Origin of the sequence: Kitasatospora sp. GP30, assembly GCF_029892145.1 — a bacterium.
Lineage (GTDB): Bacteria > Actinomycetota > Actinomycetes > Streptomycetales > Streptomycetaceae > Kitasatospora > Kitasatospora acidiphila.
This window is the reverse complement of sequence record NZ_JARZAH010000002.1, coordinates 412,930-438,069: the sequence shown is the minus strand read 5'-3', so window position 1 is coordinate 438,069 and position 25,140 is coordinate 412,930. Positions and strand designations below refer to the sequence as shown.

Here is a 25,140-nt window from a genome sequence, read left to right as displayed (position 1 = left end):
CCGCGATGGACACCACCGTGGATCTCGACATGTTCGCCGCCCAGGTCGAGCGGCCGGACGACGCCGCCCGCCGGGCCGCGGAGCAGCGCTGGCAGGAGCTGGAGCAGCCGCGCGGCGGGCTGGGACGCCTGGAGGAGTTGGGCAACTGGCTCGCCTCGGTCCAGGGCGCCTCCCCCGTGCGACCGGTCACCGCACCCAAGGTGCTGCTGTTCGCCGGTGACCACGGCATCGCCGAGCTGGGCGTCTCCCGGCTGCCCGCGACCGGCGGCACCGCCCGCCGGGTGCACGCGGTGCTGGACGGCACCGCCCCGGTGGCCCGGCTGGCCCGCCGCTACGGCGCCGGCCTGCGGGTGGTCGACGTGGCGGTGGACGCCCCGCTCGAGGAGTTCCCCGAGGACGTCACCGCGCACCGGGTGCGCCGCGGCTCCGGCCGGATCGACCGGATGGACGCGATCAGCCGCGAGGAGGCCGCCGCGGCGTTCGCGGTCGGCACCGCGCTGGCCGACGAGGAGGCCGAACTCGGCACCGACCTGGTGCTGCTCGGCGACCTCGGGGTCGGCTCCACCACGGTCGCGGCGGTGCTGATCGGCGCGCTCTGCGGCACCGACGCGGCCGCGGTCTGCGGCCGCGGCTCCGGCATCGACGACCAGGTCTGGATGGTCAAGTGCGCCGCGATCCGCGACTCGCTGCGCCGCGCCCGCCCGGTGCTCGGCGACCAGCTGGCGCTGCTGGCGGCCACCGGCGGCGCCGACTTCGCGGCGATCACCGGGTTCCTGCTGCAGGCCGCGGTGCGCCGGCTGCCGGTGGTGCTGGACGGCGTGGTGTCGGCCGCCTGCGCGCTCGTCGCGCAGCGGGTGGCGTTCCGGGCCCCGGAGTGGTGGCGGGGCGCCGTGCTGACCGGCGAGCCGGCGCTCGCCAAGGCCTACGACCGGCTCACCCTGACCCCGCTGCACGAGCAGGACACCCGGATGGGCGAGGGCGTCGGCGCGACTCTGGCGCTGCCGCTGCTGCAGGCCGCCTCCGACACCCTCGCCGAGGAGCTGTTCGAGCCGGCGCTGCCGTCCACGCCCCGCCGGCCGCGCCCGCTGCCGACCGCCGCCGAGTTGCTGGGCAAGCTCTGAGCACGCCGGACGCGGAGCCGTCGCCCGGACAGCGGCTGGCCGGACTGCGGTTCGCGTTCGGCACCCTGACGGTCTTTCCGGTCCGGGTCGAGCGCTGGGACCGGGCGGCGGGCGGCCGGGCGATGCTGGCCGCGCCGCTGGTCGGCCTGCTGGTCGGGGCGCTGGCCGGGGCCGTCGGCGCGCTGCTCTGCTGGCGCGCCGGGCCGCTGCTCGGCGCGGTCGCCGCGGTGGCGCTGCCGGCCGTGCTCACCCGCGGGCTGCACCTGGACGGGCTGGCCGACGTGGCCGACGGCCTGGGCAGCGGCAAGCCCGCCGAGGACGCGCTGCGGATCATGAAGCAGTCCGACATCGGCCCGTTCGGCGTGCTCACCCTCGTCCTGCTGATGGCCGGTCAGATCGCGGTGCTGGCCCAGCAGTTCGGGCACTCGGCGGGGCGCGGCCTGCTCGCCGCGCTGACCGCCGGGGCGGCCGGCCGGTGTGCGCTGCTCTGGGGCTGCCGGGAGCAGGTGCCGGCCGCCCGGCCGGGCGGGCTGGGCGCCATGGTGGCCGCGACCGTGTCGACCCGGGCGGCACTCGCGGTGACCGTGCTGACGGCGGGTGCGGTGGCGCTGGCCGGCCGTCACCCTCGGTATGCGCTGGCCCTGATCCTCGGTCAGCTGGTGGCGGTCGTCCTGCTGCGGCGCTGCGTGCGGCGGTTCGGCGGGATCACCGGGGACGTGCTGGGTGCGCTGGTGGAGACGGCCGCCATGGCCGCGCTGGCCGCTCTCGCACTGGGTCCCTGAAGAACCGTCTGCATCCCAGGGGGCACGGCATCCCAACCCGCGGACTACCATGCGCACCGTAGCCCTGCGCCGCCACGACGGAGCATGCTTGGGCTGTAGCCATGCCGCAAATCCGGCCGTGGACCGCGAAAGAACAGGACACAATACGTGACTGCACTGTCTGTGAGCACCTCCTCCGCCACCGCGCTGCGCGCGGACGCCCTGGTGATCGGCGTGGCCAAGGGCCCCAAGGGCCTGGTGGTCGCCGCCGGCGCAGAGGCCGTGGCGGAGGCGTTCGAAGGCAAGCTGACCGATCTGCTCACCACCCTGGGTGCCACCGGCGCCGAGGGCGAGACCACCAAGCTGCCGGCTCCGGCCGGTGTCAAGGCCGGTTTCGTGCTGGCCGTCGGCCTCGGTGACGCCTCCGAGGACGGCTTCGACGGCGAGGCGCTGCGCCGCGCCGCCGGTGTCGCCGCGCGCACCCTGGCCGGGGCCAAGAAGGCGGGCCTGCTGCTGCCGGCCGACTCGGCCGAGGAGGTCGAGGCCGTGGCGCTCGGCGGCCTGCTGGGTGCGTACGACTTCACCGTCTACCGCACCTCGGAGGGCGGCAAGGAGCCGGTCGGCGAGCTCACCGTGCTGACCAGCCGCAAGGGCAGCAAGGACGCCAAGGCCGCGATCGAGCGCGCCACCGTGCTGGGCGAGGAGATGAACCGCGCCCGCGACCTGATCAACACCCCGCCGAACGACCTCAACCCGAAGATCTTCGCGACCATCGCGCAGACCGTCGGCAAGGAGTACGGGCTCAAGGTCGAGGTGCTGGACGAGAAGGCGCTGACCAAGGGCGGCTTCGGCGGCCTGCTGGGCGTGGGCAACGGCTCGACCAACCCGCCCCGGCTGGTGAAGATCGCCTACACCCACCCGAAGGCCAAGGCCACCCTCGCCTTCGTCGGCAAGGGCATCACCTACGACTCGGGCGGCATCTCGCTGAAGCCGGCCGGCCACAACGAGACCATGAAGTGCGACATGTCCGGCGCCGCCGCCGTGTTCGCCGCCGTGGTCGCCGCCAAGCGGCTGGGCCTGGCCGTCAACGTCACCGGCTGGCTGGCGCTGGCCGAGAACATGCCGTCCGGCTCCGCCACCCGCCCGGGTGACGTGCTGCGCATGTACGGCGGCAAGACCGTCGAGGTGCTCAACACCGACGCCGAGGGCCGCCTGGTGCTGGCCGACGCGATCGTGCGGGCCGGCGAGGAGAACCCGGACACCATCGTCGACGTGGCCACCCTGACCGGCGCCATGGTGCTGGCCCTGGGCAACCGCACCTTCGGTGTGCTGAGCAGCAGCGACGAGTTCCGCGACCGGCTGCACGCGATCGCCGGCCGGGCCGGTGAGCAGTCCTGGCCGATGCCGATGCCGGCTGAGCTGCGCAAGGGCATGGACTCCCCGATCGCCGACATCGCCAACATGGGCGAGCGGATGGGCGGCGGCCTGGTGGCCGGCCTGTTCCTGAAGGAGTTCGTGGCCGACGGCATCGAGTGGGCGCACCTGGACATCGCCGGCCCGGCGTTCCACGAGAGCGCCCCGTACGGCTACACCCCGAAGGGCGGCACCGGCAGCGCGGTGCGCACCCTGGTGCAGCTGGCGGTCGAGACCGCGGGCTGACCCGCCCCCTCGAACAGGGCCCGGTGCTTCTCGCACCGGGCCCTGTTGACTTTTGCGCCTGGTTACCGGTTGGTAGCCCGCCGAGTCCCGTTCATCTCTCTGTTCGCCTCCGGCGAAACTTTGTTCCACACAGTGGAATCGTGCCGGGGCGGGTCTGGCGCGGCGGCCCGCCAGAACCGCCTGATCACGGCCTTGACCTGCGCAGACGGGGGTCATCCCGGGTCCCGGCGGGGTGCGGACCGGGCCGTCCGACCCCCCGGGGCACGGACCCGGACATCAGTCGCGGTGAACAAGTGCGAAGATGTATTTCCGGCACGACTGGGCGCCTCACAAGGGCTTCCGACACCTGGACAACCAGTACTGGCGGAACCAGCACCGGCCCGGACGATCCACACCCATTGCATGGAGGACGTGACGTGGCGAACGACGCCAGCACCGTTTTCGACGTAGTCATCCTCGGAGGCGGAAGCGGCGGCTACGCCGCGGCGCTCCGCGCCGCCCAGCTCGGGCTGAGCGTGGCCCTGATCGAGAAGGGCGAGCTGGGCGGCACCTGCCTGCACCGCGGCTGCATCCCGACCAAGGCGCTGCTGCACGCGGCCGAGATCGCGGACGAGACCAAGGAAGCCGCCGACTTCGGTGTGCTGGCGACCTTCCAGGGCATCGACATCAACGGCGTCCACAAGTACAAGGACGACGTGATCGCCGGCCTGTACAAGGGCCTCCAGGGCCTGGTCGCCTCCCGCAAGGTCACCTTCATCCAGGGCGAGGGCCGGCTCTCCTCGGCCACCTCGGTGGATGTCAACGGCCAGCGGGTCGAGGGCCGCCACATCGTGCTGGCCACCGGCTCGGTCCCGAAGTCGCTGCCCGGCCTGACCATCGACGGCGACCGGATCATCTCTTCCGACCACGCCCTCAAGCTCGACCGGATCCCGAAGTCGGCCGTCATCCTCGGCGGCGGTGTGATCGGTGTCGAGTTCGCCTCCGTCTGGAAGTCCTTCGGCGTCGACGTCACCATCGTCGAGGCCCTGCCGCACCTGGTCCCGCTGGAGGACGAGAACTCCTCCAAGCTGCTGGAGCGCGCCTTCCGCAAGCGGGGCATCAAGTTCGAGCTCAAGGCCCGCTTCTCGGGCGTGGAGTACACCGAGACCGGTGTGCGGGTCTCCACCGAGAACGGCAAGCAGATCGACGCCGACCTGCTGCTGGTCGCGATCGGCCGCGGCCCGGTCTCGCAGGGCCTGGGCTACGAGGAGGCCGGGGTCGCGATGGACCGCGGCTACGTCCTGGTCGACGAGTACATGCGCACCAACGTGCCCACCATCTCGGCCGTCGGCGACCTGGTCCCGACCCTGCAGCTGGCCCACGTCGGCTTCGCCGAGGGCATCCTGGTCGCCGAGCGGCTGGCCGGCCTCAAGGCCGTGCCGATCGACTACGACGGCGTGCCGCGCGTGACCTACTCCAACCCCGAGGTCGCCTCGGTGGGTATCAGCGAGGCCAAGGCGGTCGAGCTGTACGGCAAGGAGAAGGTCGTCACCCTCAAGTACAACCTGGCCGGCAACGGCAAGAGCAAGATCCTCAAGACCGCCGGTGAGATCAAGCTGGTCCAGGTCAAGGACGGCGCCGTGGTCGGCGTCCACATGGTCGGCGCCCGGATGGGTGAGCAGGTCGGCGAGGCCCAGCTCATCTACAACTGGGAGGCGCTGCCCGCCGAGGTCGCCCAGCTGATCCACGCGCACCCGACCCAGTCCGAGGCGCTCGGCGAGGCCCACCTGGCGCTGGCCGGCAAGCCGCTGCACGCGCACGACTGAGCCCTCTCGCCCCGCACCACTTATCCGGTCCATTCATACGGACTTCCCTGAACGCAAGACTTGATAGGAGTCGCTGAAACCATGGCGGTCTCAGTAACGCTGCCCGCGCTGGGCGAGAGTGTGTCCGAAGGTACTGTCACCCGCTGGCTGAAGGCCGAGGGTGAGCGAGTGGAGGCCGACGAGCCGCTGCTCGAGGTGTCGACCGACAAGGTCGACACCGAGATCCCCGCGCCGGCCTCCGGCATCCTGGCCTCGATCAAGGTCGCCGAGGACGAGACCGTCGAGGTCGGTGCCGAGCTGGCGATCATCGAGGACGGCTCCGGTGCCCCGGCCGCCGCCCCGGCCCCCGCCGCCGAGGCCGCTCCGGCCCCGGTCGCCGCCGCTCCGGCCGCTCCGGCTCCGGTTGCCGAGGCCCCGGCCGCTCCGGCTCCGGCCGCCGCTGCCCCGGCCCCGGCCGCCCCCGCCGGCGACGCCACCCCGGTGCTGCTGCCCGCGCTGGGCGAGTCGGTCACCGAGGGCACCGTCACCCGCTGGCTGAAGGCCGAGGGTGACACCGTCGAGGTCGACGAGCCGCTGCTCGAGGTGTCGACGGACAAGGTCGACACCGAGATCCCGTCGCCGGTCGCCGGCACCCTGGTGAAGATCCTGGTCGGCGAGGACGAGACCGCCGAGGTCGGCGCCCAGCTCGCGCTGATCGGCGCCGCGGGTGCGGCTGCGGCTGCTCCGGCCGCCCCGGCTGCTCCGGCTCCGGTTGCCGCTCCGGCCCCGGCTGCTCCGGCCGCCCCGGCCCCGGTTGCCGCTGCTCCGGCCCCGGCTCCGGTTGCCTCGGCTCCGGTCGCCCCGGCCCCCGCTCCGGCTCCGGTCGCCCCCGCGGCTCCCGCCGCCCCGGCCCCGGTTGCCGCCCCGGCCGCTCCGGTCGCCGCCGCGCCGGTCGCCGACTCGGGTGACGCCTACGTGACCCCGCTGGTCCGCAAGCTCGCCGCCGAGCAGGGCATCGCGCTCTCCGCGATCACCGGCTCCGGCGTCGGCGGCCGGATCCGCAAGCAGGACGTGCTGGCCGCCGCTGAGGCCGCGAAGGCCGCCGCTGTCGCCGTCCCGGCCACCGCTCCCGCCGCTGCGGCCGCTCCGAAGGCCGCCGCCGCGCCGTCCCCGCTGCGCGGCCAGACGGTCAAGATGAGCCGGATGCGCAAGGTCATCGGCGACAACATGATGAAGGCCCTGCACGAGCAGGCCCAGCTGACCAGCGTGGTCGAGGTGGACGTCACCAAGATCATGTCGCTGCGCGGCAAGGCCAAGGACTCGTTCCTGGCCCGCGAGGGCGTGAAGCTGTCGCCGATGCCGTTCTTCGTCAAGGCCGCCGCCCAGGCGCTGAAGAGCCACCCGGCGATCAACGCCCGGATCAACGAGGCCGAGGGCACCATCACCTACTTCGACACCGAGAACATCGGTATCGCGGTGGACTCCGAGAAGGGCCTGATGACCCCGGTCATCAAGGCCGCGGGTGACCTCAACATCGCCGGCATCTCCAAGAAGACCGCCGAGCTGGCCGGCAAGGTGCGCGAGAGCAAGATCACCCCGGACGAGCTGTCCGGCGCCACCTTCACCATCAGCAACACCGGCTCGCGCGGCGCCCTCTTCGACACCGTCATCGTGCCGCCGACCCAGGCCGCCATCCTGGGCATCGGCGCCACCGTGAAGCGCCCGGTCGTCATCGAGGCCGACGGCGGCACCGCCATCGGCATCCGCGACATGACCTACCTGTCGCTCTCCTACGACCACCGCCTGGTGGACGGCGCCGACGCCGCCCGCTACCTGGTGGCCGTCAAGGAGATCCTGGAGGCGGGCGAGTTCGAGGTCGAGCTCGGCCTGTAAGGGTCTGCTGTCAACGCCGCCGGCCGGTGTCCCTCGCGGGCACCGGCCGGCGGCGTTCCGTTTCCGAGTGACCGTGCCCCGTGGAGCGCGTAGAAGCGAGGGCGTTCCCCCAACCCAGCGAGCGCGCGCCCCGCTACCCCGGCGCGTGCGCATGCATTCGCACCCCCTAGCGGCGATGCTGGTGGGCGTGATGTACGAGACCGACTTCTGGCAGCTGATCGACGAGTCCCGGGACGCCGCGGACGGTGATCCGCAGGACCAGGCCGATCTGCTGGTGGAGCGGCTGGTGCAGTTGACGCCGGACGAGGTGATCGACTTCGCCCGGCTGTTCGAGGCGCGGTTCCAGCGCGCGTACACCTGGGAGCTGTGGGGTGCCGCGGTGCTGCTGCTGGACGGAGCCTCGGATGACGCGTTCGACTACTTCCGCTGCTGGCTGATCGCCCAGGGCCGGGAGGTCTTCGAGGGCGCGGTGCACAACCCGGACGACCTGGCGGAGCTGGTGCCCGACTTCGACGAGGAGGAGGACGGCGACGCCGAGGAGATCGGCTACGCCGCCGACGAGGCGCACGAGCAGCTCACCGGCCTTCCGCTGCCCGACCTCGGCACCGGCCAACCGCGCCGGCCCGCGGGGCAGCCGTTCGACTTCGACGACCCCGCCACCCTGGCCGAGCGCTTCCCCAGGCTCTGGGAGCGGTTCGGGGACTAGCCCGGCCGCCGCGCGGCCACGGCGTCGAAGAGGAGCCAGCCGTCGAGGTGGACGGGCTCCGGCCGGTCGGGCCGCCAGCCGTGGGCGAGCGCCTCGTCCAGGAGGGCCCGGACGGTTCCGGGCTGGTGCAGGTTGAGGCAGGCCCCGCCCGCCCTGCCGACTGCTCCGGACGGCAGGTAGCCGTCGGGCACCAGGTGTCCGGGCCGCTTCTGGAAGCCGATCTGGAGCCGCCCGTGCGCTCCCTCCCGCCGCAGCGTGAGCACATGGCACTCCCCGGGAGGCCACGGTGCCGAGCGGACGCGGCGCTGGTGGCCCACCGTCCAGCGGTAGGCGGCGTCCCCCACCAGCAGGCGTCGGACCCGGCGGACGTTGCGGGTCATGGCGGCTACGAGGCGTTGGCCGGGACCACGGCGGTGATGCCGGCGGCGATCCGGTCCAGGATGGCGCGGTCGGGCGACTTCGAACTGTCGTCGACCGAGCCGACCATGGTGGTGAAGTCACCGTCGGCGGCGGGGACGGCGACCAGCAGCAGATAGGCCGGGGTGCCCTGCTGCGGCACCACCCGCCAGCGGACCGCGAAGCCGGTCTGGCCGGCCACGGTGATCGGGGCGCAGGTCAGCTCCTGGTGGTCGACGGGGGTGCCGTAGGTCTGCTGCGCGTACGAGGCCATGGTCAGCCGGGCCACCGTCTCGGCGTCGCTGCCGCGCGAGGGCTTGGCGTCGATCGCGAAGTTGCCGCGCACGCACCCGCCCGGGGTGCCGCACTCGTAGTGGCTGGTGACCATCATCAGGGTGTGGCTGTCGTCAGGGTCGGCCACCTGCCAGCCCTCCGGCAGCGGGACGTTCCAGCCGTGCTGCTGGTCCTGGAGCCCGCCGCTGGTCGGCAGGGGCGGCGCGGGGGTCAACGGTCGGACGCCGTCCGGCTGATCGGTGGGCCGGGCGGCGCCCGGAGCCGGTGCGGGGGCGCCCGCCACGTCGCTGCTGCGGGCGGCACCCCCTGCGGACAGCATCATGGCGAGCCCGCCCACGAGCGTCACCAGCAGCAGCGCGCCCGCCGTGAGGCCGATGACCAGCCCGGTGCGCTTCTGCGGCGGCGGGTCGAGCGGGTGGCCGCCGGGCTCTGGGACGGGCGGCGGGCCGGCGTACCCCCCGGGCTCCGGCGGCTCGGAGAGCACGAGCGACTCCGGGATGGCCGGATGGCCGTACGCCGGGGAGGCGTCGGAGACCGGGCCGGGGAGCACCAGCGGTTCCGGGATCGCCGGCTGGCCGTACGCAGGGGTGGCGTCGGGGACCGGGCCCGCGGCCGGTACGGTCGGCGGCCGGCTCTGCCCGGTCCAGTCGCGGCCGTCCCAGTAGCGCTCGTGCCCGGCGGCCCGCGGGTCCGGGTACCAACCGGGAGGGGTGGAGGTGCTCACCGGTTCACCGTATCGGGCCGGGTCCACTCGCAGACAGGGCGGGCGACCTGAGGGCGGGTCAGCCACCGCCCGCCCGGTGCCGGCTGCCAGGATGGCCCCATGCGTATCGCTGTCACCGGTTCCTCGGGGCTGATCGGCTCCGCCCTCGTCCGTTCCCTGCTGGCCGACGGACATGACGTGCTGCGGCTGGTCCGCCACCGGACCGGGCTGGGGGTGCAGCCCGACGGGTCGGTGGGCGTGGGGTGGAACCCGGTCCGCGGCGAGGTCGACCTGGCCGGTCTGGCCGGGACCGGGGCCGTGGTGCACCTGGCCGGCGCCGGGGTGGCCGACCACCGCTGGACGGACGCCTACCGGCAGCGGATCCGCGACAGCCGGGTGCAGGGCACGCTCACCCTGGCCAATGCGCTGACCCGGCTGGACACCCCGCCGTCCGTCCTGGTCAGCGCCTCGGCAGTGGGCTACTACGGGCAGACCGGCGACCGGGTGATCGACGAGACCGCGCCGCCCGGGGACGACTTCCTGGCCGGGGTCTGCGTGGAGTGGGAGGGTGCGGCCCGCCCGGCGGCGGAAGCCGGCATCCGGGTGGTGCACCCGCGCACCGGGCTGGTGCTGAGCGCCGACGGCGGGGCGGGCGCCCGGCTCTTCCCGCTCTTCCGACTGGGCCTGGGCGGCCGGCTGGGCAGCGGCGAGCAGTACTGGAGCTTCATCTCGCTGGCCGACCAGGTCGCCGCGCTGCGCTTCCTGATCGACTGCGAGGAGTTGAGCGGTCCGGTCAATCTGACGGCACCCCAGCCGGTGACCAACGCCGAGCTGACCCGGGCGCTCGGCCGGGTGCTCGGCCGGCCCACGGTGCTGCCGGTGCCGGAGTGGGCGCTGCGGCTGGTGCTGGGCGACATGGCGATCGAGGTGGTGGGCAGCCATCGGGTGCTGCCGCACAAGCTGCTCACCGCGGGCTTCCGGTTCGCCCACCCGCAGGTGGCCGACGCCCTGCGGGCGGCCGTGACCCGCGGTGCGCACGGGTGAGACGCGGAGAGTCGGGACGCGGGCGGTTGGGACGCGGGCCGGTGAGACGCGGACGGTTGGGACGCTGACGACCCGCGGCGCGCGGCCCCGACCGCAGCACCGCGCGCGCACCAGCCACCCCCGGCGCAGGGGCGCACGCGACGGCGCACGGCGCAATCGCGTGCCCCCAGCCCGTGCCACCGCCACCGTGCGGAGGCCGGCGATCCGGAGCGGTCTGCCCGCCTGATCAAGCAACTGACGGGGCATCACCCCCTGGACCATCCCGGCATGCCCGCAGCCGTCCGCCGGCCGGAGACCCGGGACCAGGGAGGGAGCTCACCCGTGACCCCACACGACTTCACCCGCCGCAGCCGGTCCGACGACCCCGATGTGGTGGTGGTCGGCGCCGGACTGGCCGGACTCACCGCCGCCCGGGCGCTGGACCGGGCCGGACTCCAGGTGCGGATCCTGGAGGCGACCGACCGGATCGGCGGCCGGATGGCCGGCCACCAGCTGGACGGATACCGGCTGGAGCACGGCAGCCAGCTGCTCAACACCGGGTTCCCCGAGCTGGCCCGCCGGCTCGACCTGGCCGACCTGCGGCTGAGCCCGCTGGCCCCCGGGGTCCTGGTGCACAGCGCCGGCCGGCGCTACCGGGTCGGCAGCCCGCAGCTCGGCGGCACCCGGCAGGTCGCCGCCCGGTCGCCGCTGGGCAGCCCGCTGGAGAAGGCCAGGCTCGGTGCCACCCTCAGCCGCCTGGCCGCGGCGCCGGTCCCCAAGCTGCTGGCCCGGCCCGAGACCACCACCGCCCGGGCGCTGGCCGAACGCGGCCTGCCGAACCGGGTGGTGGACGGCTTCCTGCGTCCACTGCTGACCGCGCTGCTCAGCGATCCGGCGCTCGGCACCAGCAGCCGGGTGGCCGACCTGGTGCTGCGCGGCTACGCCCGCGGGCGGCTGGCGCTGCCCGCCGCCGGCACCGGAGCGGTGCCCGCGCAGCTGGCCGCCACGCTGCCGGTCGGGACCGTCCAGCTGAACACCCGGGTGACCTCGGTCGGCGCCGACGGGGTGCAGACCGAGGAGCACGGCTGGCTCGGCGCCCGCGCGGTGGTGCTGGCCACCGATGCCCGGTCCGCCGTGGAGCTGCTGCCGGGGCTGCGGCTGCCCGACTTCCAACCGGTGACGACCTTCTACCACAGCTGCGCCGACGCCCCGTTGACCGAGCCGCTGCTGCTCCTGGACGCGGACCACACGGTCGGCCCGGCACCGGTCTCGCACGCCCTGGTGCTCAGCCAGGTGCACCCCTCCTACGCACCCGCCGGCCGCTCACTGGTCGCCACCACGGTGCTGGGCCGGCGCGCCTGGGCGGGCGGGCCGGCCGCGGCCGAGCAGCTGGTCCGGGCCCGGCTGGCCGAGCTCTACCAGGTGCCGACCCGCGACTGGGAGTTCCTGAGTGTGCGTCACCTCCCGGACGCCGTACCGGCGATGCCGCCCCCGCACAACTTCCACCGCCCGGTCCGGGTACTGGCCGGCCTCTACGTCTGCGGGGACCACCGGGACACCAGCAGCGCCCACGGCGCGATGGTCTCCGGCCGCCGGGCGGCGCTGGCCGTGCTGCGCGACCTGGGGATCGCCGCCACCGAACCCGGCCAGGACCGCGCGGCGGCCTGACGGCACCCGGCGGGTGCCGGGCCCGGACCGGGCCCGACACCCGCCGGACGGCGCCACGGCAGCTGAGCCGTGATCTGGCGCCGTGTCGACCTCCCGGATATTCCGCGAAGGCGCTACGCGCGCCGCCGCCGTCCTCGCACTGAGCGGCATCTGACCGAGCGTCGGGCCGGTGGGCCCGACACCTCGTCAGCCCCGGACGGCAATTGACGATCCGTCAGAGCACCCCCGCCTGCCGGGCCGCCTCCTCGAAGGCGCGGGCGGCCGGGCTGCCCCGGTAGGGGGCCAGCCGGCGGTGGAAGTCCCGCAGGTACTCGACGGTGCGGGCGGAGCGCATCTCACCGGCCGCCCGCAGCGCCTCGGTGGCCAGCTGGCAGGACTCGTCCACCTCGCCCATGCCGAGCCGGGCGGCGGCCAGCACCATCCGGCAGAACACCCGGCTGCGGGCGTAGCCGGAGGAGCGCAGCCGCAGCGACTTCTCGGCGTGCTGCATGGCCGGGCGCCACTGCTGGAGGTCCCGGTAGCAGTGCGCGAACTCGTCGGCGAGCTGGGCCTCGTCGAAGAACCTGGCCCAGGAAGGCAGGTCGTCGCCGGTCCTGGCGAGCGCCAGCGAGCGCTCGGCCCGCACCAGGGCGGCGGTGCAGGAGCGGACATCGCCCAGTATCCCGTGCCCGCGGGCCTCGGCCGCGTGCATCAGCGCCTGCACGGCGGCCGGCGCCGTGCTGCCGACGCCCTGCTGGGCGACCCGGGCCAGTTGCACCGCCTCCCGGCCGTGGCCCAGGTGGACCGCCTGCTGGCTCATGGTGATCAGCACGTAGCCGCCCAGCACCCGGTCGCCGGCCGCCTGGGAGAGCCGCAGCGCTTGCACGAAGTAGCGCTGGGCCAGCCCGTGCGCGGCGATGTCGAAGCTGGTCCAGCCGGCGAGTCTGGTCAGGTCGGCGACCGCGCCGAACAGCGCCCGGCCGATCTGCTCGCCGTACCGGCCGCGCAGCATCGGCTCGGCCTCGCTCTCCAGGTAGCGCACCAGGGCCTGCCGGGCGTGGCCGCCGCCGTAGGCGTTGTCCAGTGCCCGGAACAGGTCGCCGACCGCGCGCACCGCGGCGATGTCGCCCCGGCCCACCCGCAGCCCGGCCCGCTGCGAGCGCGGCCGCTCGTCGTGACCGGCGGAGCCGGCCGCGCCGCCGTGCGCCGGGCCGGGCAGCGGCACCGTGCGGGCGCCGGAGACCAGCGGGCGGCGGGCCTGCGAGGGCACCCGGCCCGCCGGGGTGCCGCGCGCTCCGCGGCCGCCCGGGTCGGGGTGGTCGAGCGCCGGGTCCAGCTTGGCCAGCGGGCCGTCGGGTCCGGATACGTAGATGCCCGCCGAGCCGTCCCTGGCGACCTGTTCGTCGCTGCGCCCGATCAGCCAGTCGCGGCTGGGCACCACGAGGCCGGCTGGGGTGAAGGCGATCCGGCGCAGCTCGGACTGCGGGCCGGTGTCCTTGCGCCACATGCTGGAGACGATGTCGACGGCCTCCTGCGGGGTCTCGGCGAACTCCAGGCCCGCGTAGACCGGGGCGCAGGCGTCCAGGCCGATGTCCTGGGCGGAGAGCCGGCGGCCGAGCCGGCGGGTGAACACCTCGGCGATCAGCGCGGGCGTGGCACCCCGGGGCTGCTGGCCGCGCAGCCAGCGGGTCACCGAGGTCTTGTCGTAGCGCAGGTCGAGGCCGTGTTCCAGGCCCAGCTGGTCGACCCGGCGGGCCAGGCCCGCGTGCGAGAAGCCGGCTTCCTCGATCAGCGCGGCCAGCAGCGGGTTCTGGGCCCGGCCGGCCTCGGAGTGCGCGGCGGCGTCGGCGGCCGGCCCGTCCGGTCCGTCCGGTTGGTGTCCGGCGTCCTGGCGCGGCCCGGGCAGGGCGGCGCCGTGCGGCGTCGGGTCGGACTGCCGCTCGTGCGGGTCCAGCGGGTCCGTCGGGTCGAGCGGACGGTAGGCCGGGCTGTCGGTTGCAGGCCGTTGGGGCATGATCAGTCAACACCTCTCGGACGCCGCAGTCCGGGCCCCCGGTGCCGTTCGCGACGCCCCTGTCGGGAATCGGCGTGAATGTAGCGAGCATTCGGGCGCTCTGGGCGGTTATGGCCGGGCAATCCTCCGAACGGGTGAAGGGCACGCGTCCGATCCGCTGAACCCGGGGCGCTTGTGGTTTGGGTTCGCGCGGGTTCTCGGCGCCGAGCCCGTGGTGGCTGGGAACACCATGCCGAGCGGCGACACTGTGGCGGCCACCCACATGCCGCGATCTTCCGTACCGGGCCGCCGTTCTGACACCATGTCGGGCACCATGAGCCACCCCGCACCACTCCCCGCTCCGGGTGGCGCGCCCGCGCTGCGCCGCCTGCTCGACCTGCTGGCCGCCGGCGCCGCCGCCGAGGACTACGCCGCCGTGCCCGCCCGGGCCCGCCGCGACGGCGCCGGGCCCGAGGTGCTCGCCGAGATCGAGGAGGCCACCGCGCTGGCCCTCACCGTCCATCGCACGCTCGGTCAGCACCGCCGCCGCGAGGCCGAGTTGACCGCGCTCTTCGACACCGCGACCGACCTGGCCGCCTCCCGCGACCTGGACCAGGTGCTGCGGGCGATCGTGCACCGGGCGCGGCTGCTGCTGGGCACCGACACCGCCTATCTGACGCTGCCGGACGAGGCGGCCGGCGACACCTACATGCGGGTCACCGACGGCTCGGTCTCGCCGCTCTTCCAGAACCTCCGGCTCAACCTGGGCGACGGCCTCGGCGGCCTGGTCGCGCAGACCGCCCGCCCGTACGCCACCCCCGACTACCGCACCGACGAGCGGTTCCGGCACACCGGGCGGATCGACGCCGGGGTGGCGGAGGAGGGCCTGGTGGCGATCCTCGGGGTGCCGCTGCTGCTCGGGCGCCAGGTGGTCGGGGTGCTGTTCGCGGCCGACCGGCAGCCGCGCGCCTTCGCCCCCGACCAGGTCGCGCTGCTCTGCTCGCTGGCCGCGCACGCCGCGATCGCGCTGGACACCGCCGGGGCGCTGGCCGACACCCGGGCCGCGCTGGCCGAGCTGAACGCCGCCGACACCGTGATCCGGGCGAACGCGGCCGCCGCGCAGCGGGCCGAGCAGGCCCACGACCGGCTGACCGACCTGGTGCTGCGCGGCGCGGACCTGGCCGAGGTGGCCGGCGAGGTCGCCACCCTGCTGGGCGGCCGGATCGCGGTGCAGGACGCCGAGGGGTACCCCCATACCGGGCGGGCCGCCACGGCGGGCCTGGCCGGCGCGGTGGAGCGGTCCCGGGCCGAGGGCCGCGCGGTGCGGCACGGTGACGGCTGGGTCTGCGCGGTGCTGGCCGGGCAGGAGCTGCTGGGCTCGCTGCTGCTGTCCGGGCGCGGCGACCTGGACGACGCCGACCGGCGGCTCTTCGAACGGGCGGGCGTGGTCACCGCGCTGCTCCTGCTGCTGCGCCGGTCGGCCGCCGAGGCCGAGCACCGGGTGCGCGGCGAGCTGCTCACCGACCTGCTGACCGCGCCGGACCGCGATCCGGCCGCGCTGCTGGCCCGGGGCCGCCGGCTGGGCGTCGACCTGTCCCGCCCGCACCTGGTGCTGGTCGCCGAGACCGGGCCGCACGGGCGGTCCCGGCTGGCCGGGGCCGCCGCCCAGTACCTGTTCGGCCGGCCCGCCCGGCCGGGGGGTCCTCCCCCAGCCTGGCGGCCGGGAGGTGCCCCCACCGGCCGAAGGCTGGGGGACGGCGCCCGCGGGGTCAGCGCGGAGCACGAGGACGCGGTGGTGCTGCTGCTGCCGGCCGATCCGGGTGCCGGTGCGGACATGGCGGCGGACGAGGCGGCGGCCGCCGCGGCGCAGCGGTTGGCCCGGCTGGCCGGGCAGCCGGTGACGGTCGGCGCGGGGCGCCCGGCCGCCGGCCCGGCCGCGCTGGCGGCCGCCCATGCGGAGGCGGCGCGCTGCGTCCGTGCCCTGCACGCGCTGGGCCGCACCGGCGACGGCGCCTCGGCCGCCTCGCTCGGGTTCCTCGGGGTGCTGCTCGGCGACGGGCACGACGTGGCCGGCTTCGTGGCGCACACCCTGGGGCCGCTGCTGGAGTACGACGCCCGGCGCGGCACCGAGCTGGTCCGCACCGTGCGCGCCTACTTCGCCTGCGGCGGCAGCCTGACCCGGGCCAAGGACGAGCTCCATGTGCACGTGAACACGGTGGTGCAGCGGCTGGACCGGGTGGAGGCGCTGCTGGGGCGGGACTGGAACGGGCCGGAGCGCGCGCTGGAGCTCCAGCTGGCCCTGCGGCTGGCGCTGCTCTCGGACGGTTGAACGAGCAGGCGTACAGTGGCGAGGTTGGCGGGTCGGCCCCGGGTCGCGCTCGCTCGCGTCGTCTGGGCTAGGAGCAGTGGTGAGCGAGAACGTGCGGTTCGTCCGGCTGGGCAACGGCGAGGAGCTGGTCCCGTACCAGGACGCCTGGGAGGAGCAGCAGCGGCTGCACGCCCTTCGGCTCGCCGACGAGATCCCCGACACCGTGCTGCTGCTCCAGCACCCGCCGGTGTTCACGGCCGGCAAGCGCACCAAGCCGGAGGACCTGCCGCTGGACGACACCCCGGTGGTCCAGGTGAACCGCGGTGGCGAGGGCACCTGGCACGGGCCCGGCCAGCTGGTCGGCTACCCGATCATCAAGCTGCCCGAGCCGATGGACGTGGTGGCCTACGTGCGCCGGCTGGAGGAGGCGCTGATCCGGGCCTGCACCGATTTCACCGTGACGACCAGCCGGGTGGAGGGCCGCAGCGGGGTCTGGGTGCTCGGCGACGAGCTTCCGGACGCCCAGGTGGACCCGGCGCAGGTGGTGGACATCGGCAAGCTGACCCTGCGGATGGGCCTGCCGCTGGGCATCGACCCGCGGCTGGCCGGCCCGGAGTACGCGCCGTCCAACGCGGGGCAGCGCGGCGACGACCGCAAGCTGGCCGCGATCGGCGTCCGGGTGGCGCGCGGCGTGACGATGCACGGCTTCGCGCTCAACTGCAACCCCGACATGACCTGGTTCGACCGGATCATCCCGTGCGGCATCCGGGACGCCGGGGTGGCCTCGCTCAGTTCCGAGCTGAGCCGGGACGTTCCGGTGCCCGAGGTGATCCCGGCGGTGGAGCGGTGCCTCACCGAGGTGCTCGCCGAACTGCCCGAGCCGGCCGCCGCTCGCTGAGCCAGGCCCAGGGCGCCCGGGAATCTACCGACCGGTAGCGATGTTGCCCTGCGATTGCTGGGCACCGGCCCAGCGCCGACCGTACAAGCACAGGCGTACCCTGGGGGTACCCCGTCTACTTCTAGGAGCCGCACGTGTCCGCTGTCGCACCCGACGGCAGGAAGCTTCTCCGCCTGGAGGTCCGCAACAGCGAGACCCCCATCGAGCGGAAGCCGGAGTGGATCAAGACTCGGGCCAAGATGGGCCCGGAGTACAACGCGCTGCACTCGCTGGTGAAGAAGGAAGGGCTGCACACGGTCTGCCAGGAGGCCGGCTGCCCCAACATCTTCGAGTGCTGGGAGGACCGCGAGGCGACCTTCCTGATCGGCGGCGACCAGTGCACCCGGCGCTGCGACTTCTGCCAGATCGACACCGGCAAGCCCGCCGAGTTCGACCGTGACGAGCCGCGCCGGGTCGCCGAGTCCATCGTCACCATGGACCTCAACTACGCGACCATCACCGGCGTCGCCCGCGACGACCTGGAGGACGGCGGCGCCTGGCTGTACGCCGAGACGGTCCGCCAGGTGCACGCGATGACCGCGGAGCGCGCGGCCGGCCGCACCGGCGTCGAGCTGCTGATCCCGGACTTCAACGCGGTGCCGGAGCAGCTGGCCGAGGTCTTCTCGTCCCGCCCCGAGGTGCTGGCGCACAACGTCGAGACGGTGCCGCGGATCTTCAAGCGGATCCGCCCGGCGTTCCGCTACGAGCGCTCGCTGGACGTCATCACCCAGGCCCGGGCGGCCGGCCTGGTGACCAAGTCCAACCTGATCCTGGGCATGGGCGAGACCCGCGAGGAGGTCAGCCAGGCGCTGGCCGACCTGGTCGGCGCCGGCTGCGAGCTGATCACCATCACCCAGTACCTGCGCCCGTCGCTGCGCCACCACCCGGTGGAGCGCTGGGTCAAGCCGCAGGAGTTCGTGGAGCTGCAGGAGGAGGCCGAGGAGCTGGGCTTCGCCGGTGTGATGTCCGGCCCGCTGGTCCGCTCCTCCTACCGGGCCGGCCGGCTCTACCGGCAGGCGCTGGAGCGGCGCTCGGCCGCCCAGGCCTGACGGTCCACGTAGCCTAGGCCTGACGGTCCACGTAGCCCAGGCCTGACGGTCCACGTAGCCCAGGCCTGACGGCCCGCGGGGCCCAGGCCTGACGGCCCGCGGGGCCCGGTCGTGCGAACGGCCGGGCCCCGCGGCCTTTGCGCCGCGGCTCTCCCCGGCGGGCGCGGTGGGCCGTCGGATTACGGTTCGGGCCGAATCGGGACCGGGCTTCGTCGTCCGCAGGTCCGGCCACGTACCATGACCTTCATGGCGAGGGAAAAATCCGACACTCCTGGGCGGCTCGCACAGATCCGCCAGGCGTACATCATGACCAAGCAGATCGACACCAAGATCGGTCTGATCCTCGGGGGCATCGGCCTCCTGACGTTCGGCGTGTTCCTCGCCATCGGCTTCCTGATCGGTCACCCGATCTACTTGGGGATCCTGGGCTTCATCGTGGCCGTCCTGGCCGCCGCGATCGTCTTCGGCCGCCGGGCCGAGCGGGCCGCGTTCGGTCAGATGGAGGGCCAGCCGGGTGCCGCCGCGGCAGTGCTGAACAACCTGCGGCGCGGCTGGACCGCCAACCCGACCCCGGTCGCGGTCACCCGCAGCCAGGACGCGGTCTACCGTGCGGTCGGCCGGGCCGGCATCGCGCTGATCGGCGAGGGCAACCCGAATCGGGTCCGCCCGCTGCTCGCCGCCGAGAAGAAGAAGATGGCCCGCGTGGTCGCCGATGTGCCGGTGCACGACATCATGGTCGGCGACGGCGAGGGCGAGGTGCCGCTGAAGAAGCTGCAGATCACCCTGATGCGACTGCCCCGCGCGATCACCGGGGCCCAGGTGACCGAGACCAACGACCGGCTGCGTGCGCTGGGCGACCTGCTCTCCCGGGCGCCGATCCCCAAGGGCCCGATGCCCAAGGGTGCCCGGATGCCCAAGGGCGGCCAGGCCCGCTGAGGCTCCGCACCACGTACGAGAGGGGCCCTGCTGCCGCCGGCAGCAGGGCCCCTCTCGTACGTTCTCGACGATGTCGTGCGATCTCGACGATGTCGTGCGGTCTCTCGGCGATTCAGATCCGGACCTCGATGGTGCCGACCGCCTTGTCGTGCAGCCCGCGCTGGTCCCGGTCCCAGATCAGCGCCGGCACCACCAGGCAGAGCAGGAGGGTGCGGAGCAGCACCTGCGGAACGGTCGCCCGGTTGCCGTCCAGCCGGACCAGCCGCAGCCCGAAGAGCCGCTTGCCGAAGGTGGTGCCGGCGGTCGCCAGCAGCACCGCGTTGACGGCGAAGAAGACCGGCAGCCCGTAGATGTTGGCCTTGGCCAGGTTGCCGTGGGCGAGCAGGCCGAGGGCGATGATGTTGGCGATCCAGCCGTCGACGAACAACGCGCCGATCCGCCGGCCCGGCCCGGCCACGGCTCCGGAACCGGTCTGCGGGCGGCCCAGCCGCTCACCGCGGTAGCCGAAGTCGGCCCCCATGCGCTCGGCTGCGGCCTTGGGGCCCTCCAGCCACGATCCCAGTGCTTCTCTGCTGTCCACGAATCAACAGTAGCCGGGCTTACCGGGCGCACCGGCGGCGACTCCCCCTGCGAGTGAATCCCGCTTCGCCGACAACCCCAAGTGGTCTAGTCCACTCAGCAGGAACGTCCCTGCCATGGACACGATTTGCCCCGTCCCGCCCGGCTTTGCCATCCGTTCGGAGGAGGCCGCTTAACATGGGGGAAACGAATGGGTCACCGCCAGGAAACGGCCTGTTCCTATCGTGAGCCCACCCCGAACCGGTTGGGACGGCCGGCCGACGGACGGGTAGAGGAGACTCCGATGTTCAAGAACGCGGACGAGGTCAAGCAGTTCATCGCGGAGAACGACGTCAAGTTCGTCGACGTGCGGTTCTGTGACCTGCCTGGCGTCATGCAGCACTTCGCAGTCCCGGCAGCCACCTTCGACCCCGACGAGACGCTGATGTTCGACGGCTCGTCGATCCGCGGGTTCCAGGCGATCCACGAGTCGGACATGGCCCTGGTGCCCGACCTGGCCACCGCCAGACTGGACCCGTTCCGAAGCGAGAAGCACCTCAACATCAACTTCTTCATCCAGGACCCGATCACCGGCGAGGCCTACAGCCGCGACCCGCGCAACATCGCCAAGAAGGCCGAGGCCTACCTGGCCTCGTCCGGCATCGCCGACACCGCCTTCTTCGGTCCCGAGGCCGAGTTCTACGTGTTCGACTCGGTGCGCTTCGACACCAGCGCCAACGCGTCGTACTACCACATCGACTCGGAGGCCGGCGCCTGGAACACCGGCTCCACCGAGGGCGACGTGCGCGGTTACAAGGTCAAGTACAAGGGCGGCTACTTCCCCACCCCGCCGGTCGACCACTTCGCCGACCTGCGCGCCGAGATGTCCCTGGAGCTGGCCAAGGCCGGCCTGCAGGTCGAGCGCCAGCACCACGAGGTCGGCACGGCCGGCCAAGCGGAGATCAACTACCGCTTCAACACCCTGCTGCACGCCGCCGACGACCTGATGCTGTTCAAGTACATCATCAAGAACGTGGCCTGGCGGAACGGCAAGACCGCCACCTTCATGCCCAAGCCGATCTTCGGTGACAACGGCTCCGGCATGCACGTGCACCAGTCGCTCTGGGCCGAGGGCGCGCCGCTCTTCTACGACGAGCAGGGTTACGCGGGCCTGTCCGACACCGCCCGCTACTACATCGGCGGCCTGCTCAAGCACGCCCCCTCGCTGCTCGCCTTCACCAACCCCTCGGTGAACTCCTACCACCGCCTGGTGCCCGGCTTCGAGGCCCCGGTCAACCTGGTCTACTCGCAGCGCAACCGCTCGGCGGCGATCCGGATCCCGATCACCGGCTCCAACGCCAAGGCCAAGCGCATCGAGTTCCGTGCGCCCGACCCGTCCTCCAACCCGTACCTGGCCTTCTCCGCGATGCTGATGGCCGGCCTGGACGGCATCAAGAACAAGATCGAGCCGCTCCAGCCGGTCGACAAGGACCTCTACGAGCTGGCCCCCGAGGAGCACGCCGGCGTCCCACAGGTGCCGTCCTCGCTCCCGGCGGTACTGGAGGCCCTGGAGGCCGACCACGAGTACCTGCTGGCCGGCGGCGTCTTCACCCCGGACCTGATCGAGACCTGGATCGACTTCAAGCGCACCAACGAGATCGCCCCGATCGCCCTGCGCCCGCACCCGCACGAGTTCGAGCTCTACTACGATCTGTAAAGGGGCCTCTGACGCGTAAATAGCAGCAGTCAGGGTGGTTTTGGGCAGGGTCGGGACCCGGTGGCCGTCAGCGGTCGCCGGGTTCTGTCTTGCTGTCGTTCAGGCTGGGTGCTCGATCGGGTTGAGGGTGACGGTGTAGCCGAGCTGGTTGAGTCGGCCCACGGCCTGGCGAGTGGCGCGTTCGGGGTCTCGCCGGGCGAAGTAGTCGCCGCCGAGCTCGTGGTAGGGGACGCGGTCGGTGAGTATGTGCCAGATCGCGGTGATCATCGAGAGCTCGATGGCGACCAGGGCCTTGAGCGGGCCACGGCGGGCGGCGGCGGGCGGCGAGGCGTCGGTACCTGGCCTGGAGATAGGTGTTCTTGTTGCCGACCGCACCGAACGCGGCGATGCCGAGGGCGCCTTTGAGGTAGGGGTTGCCCGGCCGGACCTTGGTGCTCTTGGTACGGCCGGCCGACTCATGGTGGCCCGGGCAGACTCCGGCCCAGGAGGCGAGGTGCTTGGCGGAGGCGAACCAGGCCATGTCGCCGCCGGTCTCCGCGATGATCACCTCAGCGGTTCCCCGGCTGACTCCGGGGATGGTGTCGAGCAGGTCGAGGGCGTCGCGGAAGGGCGCCATCGCCTCTCCGATCCGGTCGTCCAGGTCCTGGATCATGCGGGTGAGCTGGTCGTACTGGTCGAGATACAGGCGGATCAGGGGGCATGGTGCTCACGGAAGTGGCCGGTCAGCGCCTCGGTGAGCTCGGGGATCTTGTTGCGGAGCTTGCGCTTGGCCATGTCCTCGAGGGTCTGCGGGTCGCGTTCACCGGTCACGAGGGCCGTGAGCATGGCCCGTCCGGAGACGCCCATGATGTCGGAGGCGACCGCTGAGAGCTTGAGCCCGGTGTCTTCCAGCAGCTTCTCCAGGCGTTGGATCACCCGGCCGCGTTCGCGCGTCGCGGTGGTGCGGGCCCGGGTCAGGTCCCGCAGCTCGCGGACCGGTTGCGGCGGGACGAACGAGGCTCGGACCAGGCCGTGGGCGCCGAGCTGGGCCAGCCAGGCGGCATCGGAGACATCGGTCTTGCGGCCGGGCAGGTTCTTGACCTGCCGAGCGTTGACCAGGATCACGTTCAGGTCCTCGGCCAGCAGGTAGTAGAAGGGCTTCCAGTAGTCCGACGTGGCTTCGATGACCACGAGGGTGACTTCGGCGGCGATCAGGTGGTCCCGCAGGGCGAGCACGGCGTTCGTCGTCGATCCCCAGGTCGTGGTCTGGCTGGTGAACGACCCCCGGCGCTTCGTGCTCGGGGTCCGGACACCCGCCTTGGCGTCCTTCTTGCTGATGTCCAGGCCGGCACAGCGTTCGTGCAGCACATCCACGCTCCCGCTCCCTCCCTGACGCACGGTCAAGCGGTACGTCGTTCCGGGAGGGCCAGGGTGAATCAGGAATTCTGACGCACGTGATCACAGCAACACTCCACGGTCCCGTGGACGGCCCTCGGCACCACGCTGACCTGCGAGCTCACCGGCATCACAGAGGCATCGGTTTCGGCCGGAACGAACCCCTCAAGCATCCCGGAACTGGCATCGGCCCACGTCAGGGCAGACGGAAGCGCACCTCCCGCGCACGCCACGGCATTTACCACGCCCCCGGCGCGCACCGAAGGTGCGCTGGATCGCTGACCTGCGGAAATAGCGAAAGGGCCGGCTGTGTCGGTGCAGGTCAGCGAGTCGCTGACCTGCACCGACGCCGTTCGGGTGGGAGCCCCCCGCAGCTTCAGCCCGTCGTGATGTGCACCAGCGGTGCACCCAGATCGAACCCGGTGACCGACCACCGGAGACTCCGGCACGGCATCGCCCGCCATCCTGCAACCACAACGCTCGGTAACCAGTTCCAGCGGAGACTCACACCATGGCTTGGCCACGGCGCTCAGAGCTGCTGTCAAGCGGCGCGGGTGCGCCAGATGGACGGTGGCAGCAGCAGCCTGAAGCACGTCGGCGGCCCAGTACCCAGCCAGAGGTGACCTCCAGTACCGCATCCAGATCGGGACCCACCGTGGCGATCTAAAGGGCCCGCACCACGGGGCCGTTGTCGATCCGGGCGGTCTCCAGCAGTTCTCCTTGATCACTCTGACTCACGATCACGAGTGGCGGCCGTGCGGGTCGATACCGACGCACTGCCGCCCGCCGGCGCACTCGGCCCATACGGGACCTCGATCGTTGTGCAGGTTTGTACGGACAAGCCCAGGGTCGACCAACACTGGGAGCGCCCGCAGGGAGCGGAGGCGCCCACCCCTTCATCGCATCTCAGGGTGCCGGCCGTAGGCCGATGCGAGGGTGGCACTCAACCCGAAACGGTCAAGAGTGTTGCAGTAGTTCTGGCGATTTCGACGATCTATCCGATCACATTTCCCGCAATATCGTTCATCTCAACAGACTATCTCCAGATTTCGGAAAAACTTTCTACGCTTACATGGATTCGCCCCGTTGCCCTGCACCACGCCAACTGCGCCAGCGCGCCGAGGGCATCTGCAGGCCGACTGAATATTCCTCACGTCATTAAATTGGCACGAACAGGAGGGCCGCCAGACCCTTAGCAGTTCTCCATACTTGACCACGAGTGACCATCACGGATTGGAGTCCACACATGTCGGATATCTTTCACCAGATTGAATTGAACATCCGGAATATCTTCGGGAGCGAGCCGGTTTGCGCACATGTTGGAAATGTCAATCATTGCGACATAAAGCGACATCACACGTATCCAAGGTTTCGCGCCGAGGCGATCCTGGCGGGAGTCCGCTCCGCTCCAAATTCCCGTCTATGGGAGTCCATGATTGCCATGGGGAGGCTATGTGACCTGGATGGCGACGACACATGGCGAATGGTAATCCTCGACTGCATCGTTCCATGTTTCCGCTCACTGTCCACGAGGATCGCCCGTGAATTCCGGGTCGAGCGTGAAGAACTCCGGTCAGCCATGGTGGCAACCGCACTGGAGGTTTGGGCAGACACTTCCCAGGGCGTTCCGCCGCGCCACGTCAGGGACCGAATGGTCAAGGCAGCCTTCGAAGTAGCCTTCCAGCGAGGGAAGGCCCGCTCACCGGAGCAATCGACGGACGACATTGAGATATTGCTTTCGCCGGAGATACCAGCCCACGGCGCCCCCTTGAGGGCGTCGTCAGTCATCGATGTCAACAACATCCGTGACGCGGATGTCGCAGAACAGATCAGGGGTGAGCGACTCGGAGCGCTTCTTCACGGGCTGGGTTGCTTCGATGCCGTGCGAGGTTTTCACGAGGAAATTCGCGCCGGTCACCGCTCGGGGTCGATCAGCCAGGCGGTGAAGGCCTCAGGCCTATCCCGAACCCGGATTTCCAACCCAAATCTCTACTACTACACCTCAGATCTCTACCCCTCATTCATCGGGCTCCGAGAAGCAGCAGGCGTGATGGGGGTCGCTGAATCCACTGCGTACCGGCTCATCAGAGCAGGGCAGTTTCCCCTCCCTGTGGCGAGGGCAGGTCGAAGCTACAAGGTCTCAGTCAGGGCCCTCATGCACTTCACTGATATTCCGGACGCCATCGTCCACGTCGATGACATCGAAAACGGCGCCCTCCACGCGAGCGGCGACGTACTGTAACCTCCCACGCGGAGCGCAGTGGAGCGCCGCCGTCCACCT

18 protein-coding genes and 1 pseudogene are annotated in these 25,140 nt (G+C 72.3%); 14 read left to right on the top strand and 5 right to left on the bottom strand.

Going from position 1 to position 25,140, the window contains the following annotated elements; genetic code table 11:
- The first annotated feature begins 5 nt into the window (after window positions 1-5).
- The 6 genes from P3T35_RS05290 to P3T35_RS05265 all read left to right on the top strand — a co-directional run bounded on the left by P3T35_RS05290 (window position 6) and on the right by P3T35_RS05265 (window position 7,924).
- On the top strand, window positions 6-1,121 hold the full coding sequence (locus P3T35_RS05290) for a nicotinate-nucleotide--dimethylbenzimidazole phosphoribosyltransferase (RefSeq protein WP_101380000.1): 1,116 nt from the start codon (window positions 6-8) through the stop codon (window positions 1,119-1,121).
- A complete protein-coding gene (locus P3T35_RS05285) occupies window positions 1,118-1,903 on the top strand; it encodes an adenosylcobinamide-GDP ribazoletransferase (RefSeq protein WP_101384964.1) in 786 nt (261 codons plus the stop codon). Before P3T35_RS05290 ends, P3T35_RS05285 begins: the two co-directional genes overlap by 4 nt.
- Before the next feature lie 147 nt (window positions 1,904-2,050).
- The gene (locus P3T35_RS05280) at window positions 2,051-3,541 is read left to right on the top strand and encodes a leucyl aminopeptidase (protein ID WP_101380001.1); all 1,491 of its coding nucleotides are present in this window, start codon (window positions 2,051-2,053) and stop codon (window positions 3,539-3,541) included.
- A gap of 416 nt (window positions 3,542-3,957) precedes the next feature.
- Window positions 3,958-5,346, top strand: a complete 1,389-nt coding sequence (gene lpdA / locus P3T35_RS05275; protein WP_101380002.1) for a dihydrolipoyl dehydrogenase — start codon at window positions 3,958-3,960, stop codon at window positions 5,344-5,346.
- A gap of 81 nt (window positions 5,347-5,427) precedes the next feature.
- Window positions 5,428-7,218 carry a 2-oxoglutarate dehydrogenase, E2 component, dihydrolipoamide succinyltransferase gene (gene sucB / locus P3T35_RS05270; RefSeq protein ID WP_101380003.1) on the top strand — a complete coding sequence of 597 codons (1,791 nt, stop codon included), beginning with the start codon at window positions 5,428-5,430 and terminating at the stop codon, window positions 7,216-7,218.
- Window positions 7,219-7,408: 190 nt separating this feature from the next.
- Window positions 7,409-7,924: a DUF4240 domain-containing protein gene (locus P3T35_RS05265; protein WP_101384965.1), complete on the top strand. Its 516-nt coding sequence runs from the start codon at window positions 7,409-7,411 to the stop codon at window positions 7,922-7,924.
- Here the strand turns inward: P3T35_RS05265 and P3T35_RS05260 are convergent.
- Window positions 7,921-8,304 carry a hypothetical protein gene (locus tag P3T35_RS05260; protein WP_101380004.1) on the bottom strand — a complete coding sequence of 128 codons (384 nt, stop codon included), beginning with the start codon at window positions 8,302-8,304 and terminating at the stop codon, window positions 7,921-7,923. The two genes, P3T35_RS05265 and P3T35_RS05260, sit on opposite strands and share 4 nt — an antisense overlap.
- A 5-nt stretch (window positions 8,305-8,309) precedes the next feature.
- Window positions 8,310-9,338: a DUF2510 domain-containing protein gene (locus P3T35_RS05255; RefSeq protein WP_180356417.1), complete on the bottom strand. Its 1,029-nt coding sequence runs from the start codon at window positions 9,336-9,338 to the stop codon at window positions 8,310-8,312.
- A gap of 99 nt (window positions 9,339-9,437) precedes the next feature.
- On the opposite strand from P3T35_RS05255, the gene P3T35_RS05250 reads away from it, so the two are divergent.
- Window positions 9,438-10,361 (top strand): TIGR01777 family oxidoreductase, encoded by a 924-nt coding sequence (locus tag P3T35_RS05250; protein WP_101380005.1) that lies wholly within the window; start codon window positions 9,438-9,440, stop codon window positions 10,359-10,361.
- A 321-nt stretch (window positions 10,362-10,682) separates the two neighbouring features.
- The gene (locus P3T35_RS05245) at window positions 10,683-12,008 is read left to right on the top strand and encodes an NAD(P)/FAD-dependent oxidoreductase (RefSeq protein ID WP_280704381.1); all 1,326 of its coding nucleotides are present in this window, start codon (window positions 10,683-10,685) and stop codon (window positions 12,006-12,008) included.
- A 214-nt stretch (window positions 12,009-12,222) separates the two neighbouring features.
- Here the strand turns inward: P3T35_RS05245 and P3T35_RS05240 are convergent, their stop codons facing one another.
- A complete protein-coding gene (locus P3T35_RS05240) occupies window positions 12,223-14,001 on the bottom strand; it encodes a regulator (protein ID WP_280704379.1) in 1,779 nt (592 codons plus the stop codon).
- A 313-nt stretch (window positions 14,002-14,314) separates the two neighbouring features.
- Between P3T35_RS05240 and P3T35_RS05235 the strand changes: the two genes are divergently transcribed.
- The 4 genes from P3T35_RS05235 (at window position 14,315) to P3T35_RS05220 (ending at window position 19,210) form a co-directional block, all read left to right on the top strand.
- The gene (locus P3T35_RS05235) at window positions 14,315-16,309 is read left to right on the top strand and encodes a GAF domain-containing protein (RefSeq protein WP_101384968.1); all 1,995 of its coding nucleotides are present in this window, start codon (window positions 14,315-14,317) and stop codon (window positions 16,307-16,309) included.
- A 76-nt stretch (window positions 16,310-16,385) separates the two neighbouring features.
- Window positions 16,386-17,186, top strand: coding sequence for a lipoyl(octanoyl) transferase LipB (gene lipB / locus P3T35_RS05230; protein ID WP_101380007.1), 801 nt, complete (start codon window positions 16,386-16,388; stop codon window positions 17,184-17,186).
- A 134-nt stretch (window positions 17,187-17,320) separates the two neighbouring features.
- Window positions 17,321-18,274: a lipoyl synthase gene (gene lipA, locus P3T35_RS05225; RefSeq protein WP_101380008.1), complete on the top strand. Its 954-nt coding sequence runs from the start codon at window positions 17,321-17,323 to the stop codon at window positions 18,272-18,274.
- A gap of 246 nt (window positions 18,275-18,520) precedes the next feature.
- The gene (locus P3T35_RS05220) at window positions 18,521-19,210 is read left to right on the top strand and encodes a DUF4191 domain-containing protein (RefSeq protein ID WP_101384969.1); all 690 of its coding nucleotides are present in this window, start codon (window positions 18,521-18,523) and stop codon (window positions 19,208-19,210) included.
- Between the two features lie 112 nt (window positions 19,211-19,322).
- On the opposite strand, the gene P3T35_RS05215 is transcribed toward P3T35_RS05220, so the two are convergent.
- Window positions 19,323-19,790: an RDD family protein gene (locus tag P3T35_RS05215; protein ID WP_101380009.1), complete on the bottom strand. Its 468-nt coding sequence runs from the start codon at window positions 19,788-19,790 to the stop codon at window positions 19,323-19,325.
- A gap of 282 nt (window positions 19,791-20,072) precedes the next feature.
- Between P3T35_RS05215 and glnA the strand changes: the two genes are divergently transcribed.
- Window positions 20,073-21,485, top strand: a complete 1,413-nt coding sequence (glnA, locus tag P3T35_RS05210; RefSeq protein ID WP_101380010.1) for a type I glutamate--ammonia ligase — start codon at window positions 20,073-20,075, stop codon at window positions 21,483-21,485.
- A 99-nt stretch (window positions 21,486-21,584) separates the two neighbouring features.
- Here glnA and P3T35_RS05205 read toward each other — a convergent pair.
- A pseudogene (locus tag P3T35_RS05205) lies at window positions 21,585-22,838 on the bottom strand (IS110 family transposase).
- Between the two features lie 1,453 nt (window positions 22,839-24,291).
- Between P3T35_RS05205 and P3T35_RS05200 the strand changes: the two are divergent.
- Window positions 24,292-25,101, top strand: a complete 810-nt coding sequence (locus P3T35_RS05200; RefSeq protein ID WP_143676787.1) for a helix-turn-helix domain-containing protein — start codon at window positions 24,292-24,294, stop codon at window positions 25,099-25,101.
- The last annotated feature ends 39 nt before the right edge of the window (window positions 25,102-25,140 follow it).

What these genes read in the sequence shown, in the direction of transcription:
- P3T35_RS05290 (WP_101380000.1), top strand. Translation starts at nt 6, where the DNA reads ATGGACACCACCGTGGATCTCGACATGTTCGCCGCCCAGGTCGAGCGG.
- sucB (WP_101380003.1), top strand. Translation starts at nt 5,428, where the DNA reads ATGGCGGTCTCAGTAACGCTGCCCGCGCTGGGCGAGAGTGTGTCCGAA.
- P3T35_RS05265 (WP_101384965.1), top strand. Translation starts at nt 7,409, where the DNA reads ATGTACGAGACCGACTTCTGGCAGCTGATCGACGAGTCCCGGGACGCC.
- P3T35_RS05260 (WP_101380004.1), bottom strand. Translation starts at nt 8,304, where the DNA reads ATGACCCGCAACGTCCGCCGGGTCCGACGCCTGCTGGTGGGGGACGCC.
- P3T35_RS05250 (WP_101380005.1), top strand. Translation starts at nt 9,438, where the DNA reads ATGCGTATCGCTGTCACCGGTTCCTCGGGGCTGATCGGCTCCGCCCTC.
- P3T35_RS05240 (WP_280704379.1), bottom strand. Translation starts at nt 14,001, where the DNA reads ATGCCCCAACGGCCTGCAACCGACAGCCCGGCCTACCGTCCGCTCGAC.
- P3T35_RS05235 (WP_101384968.1), top strand. Translation starts at nt 14,315, where the DNA reads ATGAGCCACCCCGCACCACTCCCCGCTCCGGGTGGCGCGCCCGCGCTG.
- P3T35_RS05220 (WP_101384969.1), top strand. Translation starts at nt 18,521, where the DNA reads ATGGCGAGGGAAAAATCCGACACTCCTGGGCGGCTCGCACAGATCCGC.
- glnA (WP_101380010.1), top strand. Translation starts at nt 20,073, where the DNA reads ATGTTCAAGAACGCGGACGAGGTCAAGCAGTTCATCGCGGAGAACGAC.
- P3T35_RS05200 (WP_143676787.1), top strand. Translation starts at nt 24,292, where the DNA reads ATGATTGCCATGGGGAGGCTATGTGACCTGGATGGCGACGACACATGG.